The organism is Croceitalea sp. MTPC5 (assembly GCF_036985505.1).
Taxonomy (GTDB): Bacteria; Bacteroidota; Bacteroidia; order Flavobacteriales; family Flavobacteriaceae; genus Croceitalea.
The window spans coordinates 108,182-120,815 of the sequence record NZ_BTGQ01000007.1 but is presented as its reverse complement, the minus strand read 5'-3'; the positions used below and the strand labels follow the sequence as shown (position 1 = coordinate 120,815).

Genomic DNA, 12,634 nt, shown 5'->3' with positions numbered 1-12,634 from the left:
ATTCAATAACTCCGTTTTTTCAATCAGTTTAGTTTTCTTAATTCAACCCTTCTATTCTTCGCTTTTCCTTCTTCAGTAGTATTTGTATCAATTGGTTTTGTTTGGCCAAAACCTTTGCTCTGTAGCCTTGCAGCATCTACATCTTCATCAGTTAGGGCTAAAAGCACAGTTTGAGCCCTGCTTTTAGATAGTCTCATGTTATCCATTGGGTTACCTGTAGCATCGGTGTGGCCTTCTATACTAATTCTTAGGTTTGGATTGTCTATCATCATTTTAGCAACTTCGCCAATAACTTCATAAGATGTGGCTTTGATTCTAGATTTTCCCGTATCAAAATTGATGTACAATGTGGCTACTCCCTCTTTTTCAATAGCCTTAAAAATATCATCTGCTGATATTTTTTCTATAGTTTGTACAAATGCACTGTTTTCTACAATACCTATTCTTTTTGAGGTTGGCGAAACTTGAACACCTATTTTTTTATTCGGTGTCTTAAGGACATAAATACTAACGGGGTAATTCACAACATCGCCTGCATAGAATTCATGCATATGGGCATATATGGCATTAGGGTCCTCTCCCCATTTCTGGATAAACTCATTCGGTATTTGCCCTTCAAATAGTAGTTGTGCCCCTATGGATTTTAAATATTCTGAAATACTTTTTTGAAAGTAGTATTCTTGCCACTCTTTATCACCTTCCATTTCTGTCTTAATCCTTTCTACCCTACCATCTAAAACAAAGGAAGAGTTGCCATCAAAAAATTCGAGTTTATCGAACTCATAAGACGTCGAATATTCTTTATCTACAACCATTCCCTCCGGAGGAGAGATATATGGAAAAGCACCAATATCAACAGTTGATTCGGCTATATCATCCCAATTGAATTGTTTTATTTTTTCTTGATTGGATGTTTTAGTTGCTTTTGATGAATCTGGCACTCTAGGTGTTTTTTTGGATTCAGATAACTTTTTGGTCTTATCGTTGCAGCCTATTATAAGCAACAGTAAGACAAAACTTATTAAGTATGTTTTTTTCATTATTTGTAGTAAGTTTTAATTAAAATCAGTGTCCCAATCTTTTAATTTTTTTACTGAAATTTTATTCTATTTTACGTCTAAAAGTATGTCTGCGCTTACCCAATAAACCTCTCCTTTTTCCACTCCAACCCATCCTTTTTTGTTGGGGTCATTGTATCGTCTGGAATAGAAAAAATACTTTCCATCTGAAGACATGTAAGGACAATAATACCTCCAATCACTATCATAGTTTAAGGGTATTTCTTTCGGTTTAGTCCATTCGCCATTTTTTTTAAACGTTATTTGAAATCTACCCTGTCCATTGGTAATGGCATATCGCTCATCTGGTGAAACATAGGTTATTAGTTCTTTGTGCTCTGTCTTAAGGTTTACTAAAACAGGTGTTTCAAATTTTCCATCTCCCAGGTAATGCGCACGATAGGTCTGCATTCCTCCTTTATTATTGGGTCTGTTTGAACGAAAATATAAACTCCCATCAGCCGTAACCACAGGATAGGTTTCTATATATTCAGTGGAAACTGAAAAATCCACTTTAGAGGCTAACTCCCACTTTCCTTTCACTTTTCTGCTTCTATAAATGTCTGGAGGTATTTTATAAAGTTCTTCTCTAGTAACATCATTAGTATATAACCCTGGGTCAACACCAAGAAAATACATGGTTTTTCCGTCTTTAGTAATAGTAGGGTCACAGGCAACAGAAACTAAAACATCATCGGCATACATTTTAACGGGTTCGATATTGGACCATTCACCATTTATAAGTTCAGAATGATGTATCACAAAACTATTCTCTACAATTCTTGAGAAGAACATTTCTGTATGATCATAATTAAAAACCACATTAAGTTCAATCCTATTAGTATTGACCAAATTAGGAGCAAATAATACCGGTGTTGTGGTAGGAAGCGTTTTGTTGAAATACGAAAGATTGGTACTCTTACAACTACACATAAATATTAATAGTAGCAAGATGGATGGATAGCTATTTACTTTTTTTAAAATATCAATCATATCACAACAATTGATGGATAAAAATCCCAAAGTTCTCCTGTTTTGTTTTATCAGGACCGTAAAAGTCCATATTAAAACCTAAACCCAAACTGGTTCTTTTAATAGTAAGTCCCGTACGTAGATAAAGAAGACTTCTTTCATGAAGGTTATTTTTTAATTTAATGTTATAAATTCCCTGTACTCTGGTGTATAGCTTTAATATATTTGAAATACAAGGCTTAAACTCCATAATACCAACATTTTGAAAGCTAGTGTTTAACGCAAAAGCAATGCTTGAACTAAGAACAAATAGCCATTTGGCATTTGCGGAAAAAAACTGGAAACCACTAGCAGGAACAACTCCCTTTAGAAAATGGTACTGCAGCCCTCCCGTAGCAAACAATTTTTTACTTAATTTATAAGTCAATGCGTTAGAAACAATTAATTCATTAGGGCCATTGGTCTTATCATATGGAGCAGCAATAGTGATTACACTGAAATAACTTAACTTCTTACTGTTCCCTAACTTATTATTTAATATTGACAGATAGTTTACTTTTCGATTACCGAACATCGTTTCTACTGGAATGGAAGATTTTGTTGATTTTTCTGCAGTGGTAGCTGTACTAATTTTTGAAATCCTATTTGCTAAACTATCTTGTTTTTGTTGCGAAAATCCAATGCTCCGAACCATTAGGAATAGAAAAATGCTGATTTTAAGGGTATTGGTCATAACTTGATTTTCTTCCAATCCAAGAAGTATTTTACGCTGAAATTCACTCGTCTATTTTCAAATAGTATTATTGTAGTGGTTATACTGATTCGATGGAATCTTATGTTGATATGATTTTTTGATTATGATAAATTCCATATACATTCAGCAAACCTATCAATAGCTGCTTCCCATCCGCTATCTACGCCCATTTGTTCTTGTGCCAGTTTGTATTCTTCGGTGGGGTGTACCACATTAAATTTTAATTTGGTTTGTAACCCTTGATTCTCAAAGAGTGTTTCCAGAAGAACACCTTCAGTTTTTGGACGAAAATGGGCTTCGGTTACAATTTTAATGGGAGCTTCAATCTCTTTAAATTGGCCTTCAGCAATAAATTCTTGTCCATTTGGCAGCTTCATAATATATTTCCAGGTGTTCCCTTCACTAAATTCGTAATGGTTTATTTGGGTTTCCATTCCTTTGGGACTCCACCATTTGGCAATATGTTCTGGGTTTGTCCACACTTTCCAAACCAGTTTTAGTGGTGCATTAATGGTTCTTTCTAATTCTATTGTTCTATTTTCTTTGCTCATTTATAGGTGTTTATTTAATTGACTTTGATTGTGTCAATGGTTACTTATTCTGTGCGCTCCATAACAAGTTGCCCACGTTCATTTTCAGTAACCTGTTTCAGTGTTTGTCTTGTTGTTTTATCTATATAGAAGGTGGTAATGAATTTATTATCAGAAATGTCATTAGTGGTTTTAACCACCCAAATTTTTCTTTCTTTTCCATTAAAATCAATTTCACTTGACTTAGTGTCCAAAATGGTTGCTTTCATAATTCCAATTTTTGATTTTGGGTTGTAATCAAACATGTATATTGCAGTAGCATATTCATCTTCAAGCGGTAGTAACCGTATTAGATAAGGGTAAAAGTTGCTGTCAAAAAAAGGTTCAATAGTCGTCTCTAAAATTTGAGTTTTAGAACCGGTCATTAAATCTTTATAATAACCGGTGATTTTTTTACCAAATTCCATAACCATTTCTCGTTGAGGGTTTTTTGACGAATGATATAAAGGCTTAAAATTTGTAGAATTAACAACGGTGCTATCTATCCATTGACCATCCGTTTGATTTGGCATTTGTAACTTGGTTATGATAGCAATATTCTCGTTTACTTTAACTAATGAGGTATGAATTTTCCCCATTGGTATTTTTTGAGAATCCACAATAAAGAACATATTCATTGTGTACTTTTCTGGAAATATAAAGGCTTTGTCTATCTTGAGATTTGATGGGTTAATTGCATTTTGAGATATTACTGTTGATGTACTAATTAAGCAGAATAAAGAGAATAGGACGATTTTTTTCATGTTTATATTATTGATTGATGAATGGCAAAAATGAAAATTTGCCAATAGAATATATTTGATATATATCAAATAATAGGGAGCGTAACATATAGATGATAAGAAAGTGAAAATTTGAAGTAACAAAACACTTGTGATAGCGTCTTAGAAATGAAACCTTGAAGATTAAAAAATAGAGAATACGTGGAATGGAAAACTTATTGAGAACCTTCCGGGATATTGGTAATTTGTCCCCCGAAAATGAAAAGCTACTGCTTAGTACTATCGAAAGGGTAGAATACCCATCTAAAACGATACTTCTTGAAGAAGGCAATGTATGCAATAACCTTTATTTTGTAGAGAAAGGTTTGATCAGAATCTATCTCTATAAAGATGGTAAAGATGTGACTTGTTGGATAGGCCCAGAAAATGAATTTGTTGGAGCCATTGGAAGTTTTTTTACAAGAGAGCCAAGCAATAAATGGATAGAAACTTTGGAGCCATGTGTCTTATGGAAATTTGAATATGCTAAATTGGAAGAACTGTTTTCTTCTAGCCGTGAACTCGAAAAAATAGGCCGACTATTTAGTAATCAAGGAATCTTATTGTTAGACAAAAGACTTGACAACATTCATTTTAATACTGCCGCAGAACGTTATGAAATATTCATCAACACTCACCCTGGTATCTTACAAAGAGTTCCGTTAAGCATGATAGCCTCGTATTTAGGAATGACCCAAGAGACATTGAGCAGAATCCGTTCAGGTAGATGATTTTTTGATGCTTTTCGATGAAAAATAGTTTTCATAGAATAGGTTTAGTTAAACCGGCTTTTTTTAAAACTAGTTGGTTTATTAAATTTTTAGGAACTATTCACTTTTCCTATATCATTTCTATCAACTGCTGATTATAATCATCAAGTATATTTGTTGGTAAAGACTTTAGGTAAATTTGGGTGGTGTTTAGTTTACTATGACCAAGCATGGCAGAGATAGCTTGCAAAGGTACATTGTTGAGCATAGCTTGTGTGGCAAAACTGTGACGCGAAACATATGTGGTTAGTCTTTGTTCAATACCACACATTTCCCCTATAGTCTTTAAGCCTCTATTGTAGCGTTGGCGTTCCCAAGAAATCTCTCGCTCTTGTAGTTCTGGATTTTCTCTTTTTATTACTGGGAAAATATAGTCCTCTTTACCCTTTCCCTTTAGATATATGATAAGAATTTGAGCTAATTGCTCCGTTATTTTGATATCATATAGTTTAGAAGTTTTTCTTCTTCTGAATTTGATTCTACCATCTACAATATTTTTCAATTTGAGATAGCACATATCTGTAAAGTTCATCCCATATAATAGAAAAGAACAAATGAAATAGTTTCGGTATCGATACAAAACCATATCCTTCGGAATTTCTAGTTCCATAATTTTTCTAATATCATCAATATTCAGTGCTCGCTTTTCTGTTGGAGTTTGTCGTATGGAATAATTAGCAAATGGATAAGCTTCTTTTTCAACCAGTCCGGCTTTGATACCTTTGTTATAAATAGCCTTAATAGCTCTTAGATAAACTGAAAGACTATTGATGCTGTTTCCTTTAGCTAGATGGTAGCGTTCAAATCGCTTTATAAAGTCATAGTTGAGTTCATTAAACTTTAAGTCTTTTCCTTTGGTAAAAGTCCTTAGTATGGAAATAATTCCTCTATAGCTCCTAGACGTGCCATATTGATGTGAGACTTTCAATTCCTCAGAAAGTAATTCTCCATATTTATAAAATGAATCATAGGTATTGTTTCGGGTGATCCTATTTTTTACCTGAGTAATAGAAAAATAATTAAGCTTTCCCTTATCATATAGTTGATTAATGATATCATTTGCCCTTGCTTCCTCTTTAAGAAGCAAAGTGTTTAGCCTAGCAATGGATTCTACTCTAGTATAGTTCCTTTTAATTGTACATTTTTTAGAATCCCAATATTTCTCTAATATTGAATATCCTGTTGAAATTGATGTTGTTTTTCTGAGATGGGTAAGACGAAAAATGATAGGGTAAGAGCCGTCTTTTTTGGCTCTTCTAGTATCCAATAATAGGCTTAAATACGTCCTCATACACTTCAAGGTAATAAAAAAATTTGCAAACAATTTGCAAACAAATACTTGAAATCAAATGATATGATTTAAAACCAAATTGTATTTAAACAACTAAAAATCAATAAGATATGCTTAATTTAAATTTTGAAGAAGTTCCTTTAAAGAAGCTTCTAAGCAGACGGTCGCAGGTTCGAATCCTGCCGCGATCACTACAATCTTCTATTTTAATTCAAAAAGCCCTAAATATCAATAATTTAGGGCTTTTTCATTTTTATTTCATCTATTGGATTTCAAACAAAAACACTGGGGGGAGACCATTCCGGTGAGCGATTCGGTGAGCACTTTTTATCCTCAAAAATGAGATTGAAAATGTGTTAAAATATTGAATTGTAATTGGGAGGAGGTCAACTTTGCATGCTCTAAAAATACTATCTATAAATACAATTTCCCCTTATTTCTTTATAAAAGCGGCATATCAATGATGAAATGACTTTGTCATTTTATTGTTGTGCTCATCCTATTTAATATATTAAACGAAGATTATACTATATGTTTATTCAACATTTGATATGGATATCAAACTTTTATGTAGTAAGTAGGGCCTAAGAAATAGTGCTGTTAGTATTATATAAATTAAAGATTTCGACTATTAGAAAAAATGAAATCTAGTAAAAAATGATAGTAAAACACGAAAAGAAAATTCCAATCATAAAGATGATAAAAAAACACATTAATTTATTTTACACGTCAACTTTTATCCTTCTCCTTCTGTCGCTTACAGGAAATGCTCAGATCGTTTCAAAAGAACCGGAGGATTTGTTCACGGTTGGCAGTGAAGCAATCAATTTTCACTCTGAGATTAATAACAGTGACTATAAACTATACGTTAATCTCCCTGCCAGCTATCACCATGATCTTGCAAAACGATATCCCGTATTTTATACCCTGGATGGTTACCGTACATTTGGAGTTGCAGTACAAGTTTTTGATGGCATCTGGGATGATGGTTTTGCTCCTGAAATGATTATAGTTGGCATCAACAATGGCGGAACAAACGAAAGACCAACCTTAACTAGGTCTAGAGACCTTACACCCACAGCAATAGAAAGGATTGCTTCATCCGGTGGTGCATCAACGTTTTTGAAGGTGTTGAGTGACGAAATCATCCCAATGATAGACAGTCAGTACAAAACAGATAAGGCTAGTCGTACACTGGCGGGCACTTCATTTGCAGGCATGTTCACATTTTACACGCTTTTCACAAAACCAAACTTGTTTAACAACTATATCATCAACAATGCAACCTTTTGGTGGGACGATAATTATTTACAAAAGCTGGAAGAAACCTTCCATCAAAAGAATAAAAATCTTAATGCCAAAGTAGTGTTCATGAATAGTGAGTTCAATGACATGCCCAATGCCATTCGTGTGTATGAGCAAATAAAAAAGCACCAATATAAAAACCTGACTTTAGGATTTCGAAAGATTGACAATATGGGGCATTTAGGAGGTGAAGCAGAGGCCATCAATCAAGGGATGCGATTTGCTTATAAGCGACCAGTGATTAAATTAACTGAAGAAGAATTAAAACCTTATTGTGGCACATATAAAGATGGCAACTATGTTCGCCAAATTATGATTGAGGATGGGGAATTAAATCTAACCCGTGAAGGAGCATCACAAGGGATACCAATTCAAGCCATTACATCTTCTGAATTTGCCATTTTAGGAAAGTACTTCAAGCTTCATTTCAACAGAGATGAAAAAGGCAAGGTAATTAGTTTCACAAATCAGCTGGACACAGATCAAACTAGGGTAAGGACAGCTTTTAAAATCAAATAGACAAGTACTTGGGCAACTCTAGGGAAATTAGAATGGTTTTATGGAATTTGAGCATTATGGTTTTCCAAATCGTCAAAGAACTTGATTTCGCCTAGTCCATTTTTTAGTTCGACATCATCGATCATCCCCGGTCCATTAAAGAAATAACTGATTTCCATGATTTTTCCGATAGGGTCCTGATATGAGGTAGAAAATACTTCCGTTCCATTCAATAGCAGTTGAACTTTCTTATTTGACGTGTGAATTTCCAATTCGTTCCATTCGTATATATTGGTAGTAAGTTGGGTTAGGTCTTGCGTTTTTCCATTGTGTATAGTATCCCCGGTTCGAAGGTATACCTCACTTCCACAGCCTTTATTTCCAACCATGATCCAATAATAGCCTGTGGTACCCTGAAGGTGGAAGTTTGCCATGGGGCAATCCACATTTTCGAGGGCATCCATACGAAACGAAGCCTTATAAAAAAGGTTGTCACCATCAACCTCGAAGTCTTTGACATAGTAATACGCCAACTGAAACTGCTTATTAAGGTCAATGCCTTTTGTTTCCAATGTTTCAGTTGCTATACCTAGATGTTTTTCGTTTAACCAAAGATGTAGGTCAAACGTAATAATGTTTGACATTGGCTGTCTGGCTGCCATGAACCAATCTTCATAGACGATATGAACGGGAATTTCTTTGACTATTTCATCGTCAGCAAAGAGTTTTGCCGTAAAATAACCGGGAACATAGTAGATATCCGTTCGTTGTTTGGTTCCTTTGAAGATCTCAACCTTTCTAGAGGTATCCCAACTCTGTTGTAAAAAAAAGCTATCGGCCTCGATTTGTTCAATATCATAGTCAAAAACAACGGTATTCGGCAATTTATTGTCTAGTGTCTTTCTATGGCTAAAGGCAATATCGGGCATTTCTTGCCCATTCCGCTGTTTTTTTTGACGTGTTTTTGTACCTCCAATTGAAATCAAGATGATGGGGATTGTCAGTAGCGATGCTAGTACGATTTTTCTCAACTTTTTTTCTCGACCCAAAATGGTGCTCTTCGCCGTATCGTCTTTCTTGGTAACCAGATGTGATAATGAGTCTGATTTAAGGCGCTTCCAATTTTTGTCAAATGCGGTTTTAGACAGGGCATCCAAAGTCGATATATGCGGAAGACGTTGGTGGTCATTCGACCAAATCCTTTTTAAAGTTGATATGCTTAATCTACAGGCCGTTTTTTCCTCAATGAAATAAGAAAGAAAGTCGAAGTCTTTTTGAGACCATATTGTGGTATCTTGTAGTCGGGCATCCCTAGCGATTTTTTTTTTGATTTCTGCTAAAAGTACCTTATCGGATTGCGTCATTCTATTGATTTTCAGTGTTTTGTTGTTGTGGGTCAAAAATGAACGGAAAATGGTTTGAAAATGACCCCGTCAAAAACCAAAGTATTGATAGCTTCGATTCCATATGCACAAAGACAATCAAAATGGGAATCCGTTACACTAAGTTACTATTTATTGCATCGTTGTCAATACTATTCGTCGATGCCCAACAATCAATTTTCAATCCGGGATCATACACCGTTTATTCTGAGGATAACGAAAAAGTGGTCGTGGGTGATACTTTGTTCAAAGGAAAGCAGGCCATAAAATTAGATGGTTATGCCCGTTCAATAGCTTTGTTGAATGACTTGAAGACCAAAAATTTTAGGGTGGAAATGGATATTGCCGGAAAGATAATGCCGGGACTTGGATTTCATGCCAAGGATGGACTTAACTATCAGTTCATCTACTTTAGGCCCCAAATGGGCAATACCAGGGAGGCTATTCAGTATATTCCGATTTATAATGGTGCGTTAAGCTGGGTTTTTTATAATTATCCGGTATATGAGACCACTGCAGACGTACAATCCCTAGAGTGGTTTCATGCTGCCTTTGAGGTCAGGGGCAAAAATTTGAAGGTATTCGTCAACGATGAGCCCGAACCAAAAATGGATCTTTCCATTTTAGATAATCCAATTAATGGTGAAAAGCTTTTACTAAGAAGTTTGTTCGGCCCATCCTACTTTGCCAACATTACGTATCAACCCTTATTGGAAACAAAAATTAAGGTAAGCCCCCCGTCTGAAAAGGGCTTTTTAACGAATTGGGAAATATCAAGGCAATTCAATAGGGATACCATAGTTGGGCATTTTGATAACATCTTAGACCTGGCGAACACCCAAAATCATTGGAAAACCATTAATACGTCTCCAGATTCCTATGTGAATTTCTCCCCATATTTTGAGTACCCGCAAGGAGTCTTGGTTGCCAAGACCACTATGGAAGCTGAACACGAATCGGTCAAGAACCTACATTTTGATTTCGTGGGCCGCGTTAAGATAATTTTAAATGGCAATGCTGTCTTTGACTATAAGAAAATAAAATTTGAACGGGTTTTCGATGGTACTTTTTCAATCGGACTTCCTTTGAAAAAAGGTAAGAATGAGCTTGTCGTCATTGCTGAGGGGGATGCTGCTTTTTTTGGTAAGGGTTTTAAGTACCTAAATAGGCAACAACATACGAATTGGGGCTTTATCGCAAGAATTGAACCGTAATGAATACTACAATACTATCATGAGAAAGACATTTTTATACCTCATTCCATTTTTGTTCAGTACGTTGTTCGCGAAGGCGGATAACGGAAAAGTGGCTATTGCCCACCCCATCGATAATATCAAAATAGATGGCATCTTGACAGATTGGCCCCAAGACATGGTTACATACGATTTAAAAGTTTACCCGAAAGATTTTGTTTTTGAGGGAATTCAAGATTTAAGCGGTTCTTTCGTAATAGGATACAATATAAAGGAACAGGTACTATACATTGCAACCACTACGATAGATGATGTCTATATCGAAAATAGGGCGGATCCCCAATGGTATAACCATGACATGCAAGTACTTTATATAGACCCGAAACATCAGCCTGAACCTACGGGTGTTTTAGCGTATGAAGCCAATAAATACGCACGCAAGCTAGTTGAGAAGGAACGCAACTGGGATCCGATGGTTTTAAACGCTACTTGGGATACGGTGGAACTTGGAATTTCAAGGAAAGGAAACATAACGGTCTATGAGTGGAAAATCAATTTAGAGGGCTTTATACAAGAAGGTAGGGTGCTTGGGTTTGATTATGCGGTCTTTGACAAAGATGACGCCAATATATACCCAACGATGCTCACTTGGGGGAAAAGTGCAGCAATGAAGTTTGAATGCACGGCTTGTTTAGGTGATGTGCTGTTACTACCAAAAGATAGTCAATTGTCAAAGGTTTCCGGTCAAATTACGGATAAGAAAACCATTGCGCTAACGTCTTCGGTGCGTTTTCAATCAAACGAAGACCATCCATTCAGGGTTGATATTGAAATGGATTCGTTGGGAAATTTTTCGATCGATTTACCTAACGGGCCATATGAAGTACTTATTTCTGGGGGTTTCCATTGGAAAAGTCCGATTGAGATCTATCGTTATGGACCGGATAGGAAAAGTACGATTCATCTTGAAAAGGGTAGACCACTGCAATTGAATGATCCAGCTACCCTAAAGGTCATGGAGCCGCCACAATTGATTTCAGATAGGGGAAAACTGTTCGGATCGGCTTCTGATATTGGTGTAGAAGTGAACCAATTTGTAAAGGCCTATATGGAATTCTACAAAATACCTGGGGTATCACTGGCCGTTATCAAAGATAAAAAGGTAGTGCATTACCAAACCTACGGGGTACAAAACATAGTGACCGGTGAAAAGATTATGGAGAAAACCCTTTTCGAGGGTGCGTCGATGACCAAACCTATATTTTCGTTTGTAGTGAACCGTCTTGTTGAAAGGGGGTTGATCGATTTACAAAGACCACTACACGAATACCTGAAATTTGATGAATTAGAGATGAAACATCCTGAATATAAAAGTATGACCGCTTGGCACGTATTGACCCATAAATCTGGAATGCCCAACTGGGGAAGGTATATGGTCAGGAAACCTGGAACGTCTTACGGATATTCTGGTGAGGCATTTGAATACTTAAAACGTGTGTTGGAAAAAGTAACGAATAAGGATATCGAGACCCTTTTAACGGAAGAGCTTATCACACCGCAAAAAATCGGGCGTATGGATTTTAGTGATAGTCCCGAACTCAGAAAGGTGTTCTCTAGGGGACATATGGATGGTACCCCAAGCATACGTATGATCCCAAAAAAAGCGCAAATGGCCTTTAGCCTGCATACTGAGGCCTTGGCCTATACTGATTTTATGTTCACACTTTTAGAACGGAAGGGTCTAGAACCGGAAACCTATGAACAAATGATGACCATACATTCTCCTTTTCCCGACAATAGAAGGGAGACAAATCATCCTGAGGAAGGTATGGGCTTGGGTATAGCCCTTTCCAAATCTGAATTTGGAAGACTCTTCTATCATAGTGGAAACAGTGGTGATTTCAAGTGCCTCTTTCGAATGTACGAGGATTTGGGAATGGGATTTGTAGTCTTCACAAATTCGAATACCGGCAGCTTTCTCGCAGATGATTTGGCGCTGTTTTTAATAGAAGGCAAAAAATGATTACAATCCTAAATAAACGTGGGTTGGACGTAACAGT

Annotated in this window: 11 protein-coding genes; 4 read left to right on the top strand and 7 right to left on the bottom strand. The window is 36.0% G+C overall.

Annotated elements, in window-relative coordinates; all coding sequences use genetic code 11:
- Window positions 1-23: 23 nt before the first annotated feature.
- The 5 genes from AACM45_RS18700 to AACM45_RS18680 form a co-directional block, all read right to left on the bottom strand.
- Window positions 24-1,040, bottom strand: coding sequence for an OmpA family protein (locus AACM45_RS18700; protein WP_339144565.1), 1,017 nt, complete (start codon window positions 1,038-1,040; stop codon window positions 24-26).
- Between the two features lie 66 nt (window positions 1,041-1,106).
- Window positions 1,107-2,051 (bottom strand): hypothetical protein, encoded by a 945-nt coding sequence (locus tag AACM45_RS18695; protein WP_339144563.1) that lies wholly within the window; start codon window positions 2,049-2,051, stop codon window positions 1,107-1,109.
- 1 nt (window position 2,052) lies between these two features.
- Window positions 2,053-2,781, bottom strand: a complete 729-nt coding sequence (locus AACM45_RS18690) for a hypothetical protein (protein ID WP_339144561.1) — start codon at window positions 2,779-2,781, stop codon at window positions 2,053-2,055.
- Between the two features lie 104 nt (window positions 2,782-2,885).
- Window positions 2,886-3,335, bottom strand: coding sequence for an SRPBCC family protein (locus AACM45_RS18685; protein WP_339144559.1), 450 nt, complete (start codon window positions 3,333-3,335; stop codon window positions 2,886-2,888).
- 44 nt (window positions 3,336-3,379) lie between these two features.
- Window positions 3,380-4,117, bottom strand: a complete 738-nt coding sequence (locus AACM45_RS18680; RefSeq protein ID WP_339144558.1) for a DUF3108 domain-containing protein — start codon at window positions 4,115-4,117, stop codon at window positions 3,380-3,382.
- A gap of 185 nt (window positions 4,118-4,302) precedes the next feature.
- Between AACM45_RS18680 and AACM45_RS18675 the strand changes: the two genes are divergently transcribed.
- Window positions 4,303-4,866 carry a Crp/Fnr family transcriptional regulator gene (locus tag AACM45_RS18675; protein ID WP_339144556.1) on the top strand — a complete coding sequence of 188 codons (564 nt, stop codon included), beginning with the start codon at window positions 4,303-4,305 and terminating at the stop codon, window positions 4,864-4,866.
- A 109-nt stretch (window positions 4,867-4,975) separates the two neighbouring features.
- Here AACM45_RS18675 and AACM45_RS18670 read toward each other — a convergent pair whose 3' ends face one another.
- On the bottom strand, window positions 4,976-6,172 hold the full coding sequence (locus tag AACM45_RS18670; RefSeq protein WP_339144554.1) for a site-specific integrase: 1,197 nt from the start codon (window positions 6,170-6,172) through the stop codon (window positions 4,976-4,978).
- A 681-nt stretch (window positions 6,173-6,853) separates the two neighbouring features.
- On the opposite strand from AACM45_RS18670, the gene AACM45_RS18665 reads away from it, so the two are divergent.
- On the top strand, window positions 6,854-8,020 hold the full coding sequence (locus AACM45_RS18665) for an alpha/beta hydrolase (protein ID WP_339144553.1): 1,167 nt from the start codon (window positions 6,854-6,856) through the stop codon (window positions 8,018-8,020).
- Window positions 8,021-8,058: 38 nt separating this feature from the next.
- Here the strand turns inward: AACM45_RS18665 and AACM45_RS18660 are convergent, their stop codons facing one another.
- Window positions 8,059-9,363 carry a hypothetical protein gene (locus AACM45_RS18660; protein WP_339144552.1) on the bottom strand — a complete coding sequence of 435 codons (1,305 nt, stop codon included), beginning with the start codon at window positions 9,361-9,363 and terminating at the stop codon, window positions 8,059-8,061.
- 38 nt (window positions 9,364-9,401) lie between these two features.
- Here AACM45_RS18660 and AACM45_RS18655 point away from each other — a divergent pair, with 38 nt between their 5' ends.
- Together AACM45_RS18655 and AACM45_RS18650 are read left to right on the top strand one after the other, a co-directional pair.
- Window positions 9,402-10,595: a hypothetical protein gene (locus AACM45_RS18655; RefSeq protein WP_339144550.1), complete on the top strand. Its 1,194-nt coding sequence runs from the start codon at window positions 9,402-9,404 to the stop codon at window positions 10,593-10,595.
- A gap of 19 nt (window positions 10,596-10,614) precedes the next feature.
- Complete coding sequence (locus AACM45_RS18650; protein ID WP_339144549.1) at window positions 10,615-12,597, top strand: serine hydrolase; 1,983 nt, start codon at window positions 10,615-10,617, stop codon at window positions 12,595-12,597.
- Window positions 12,598-12,634 lie beyond the last annotated feature (37 nt).

Coding starts and splice junctions, on each gene's coding strand:
- AACM45_RS18700 (WP_339144565.1), bottom strand. CDS start 1,040: ATGAAAAAAACATACTTAATAAGTTTTGTCTTACTGTTGCTTATAATA.
- AACM45_RS18695 (WP_339144563.1), bottom strand. CDS start 2,051: ATGATTGATATTTTAAAAAAAGTAAATAGCTATCCATCCATCTTGCTA.
- AACM45_RS18685 (WP_339144559.1), bottom strand. CDS start 3,335: ATGAGCAAAGAAAATAGAACAATAGAATTAGAAAGAACCATTAATGCA.
- AACM45_RS18680 (WP_339144558.1), bottom strand. CDS start 4,117: ATGAAAAAAATCGTCCTATTCTCTTTATTCTGCTTAATTAGTACATCA.
- AACM45_RS18675 (WP_339144556.1), top strand. CDS start 4,303: ATGGAAAACTTATTGAGAACCTTCCGGGATATTGGTAATTTGTCCCCC.
- AACM45_RS18665 (WP_339144553.1), top strand. CDS start 6,854: ATGATAGTAAAACACGAAAAGAAAATTCCAATCATAAAGATGATAAAA.
- AACM45_RS18660 (WP_339144552.1), bottom strand. CDS start 9,363: ATGACGCAATCCGATAAGGTACTTTTAGCAGAAATCAAAAAAAAAATC.
- AACM45_RS18655 (WP_339144550.1), top strand. CDS start 9,402: ATGAACGGAAAATGGTTTGAAAATGACCCCGTCAAAAACCAAAGTATT.
- AACM45_RS18650 (WP_339144549.1), top strand. CDS start 10,615: ATGAGAAAGACATTTTTATACCTCATTCCATTTTTGTTCAGTACGTTG.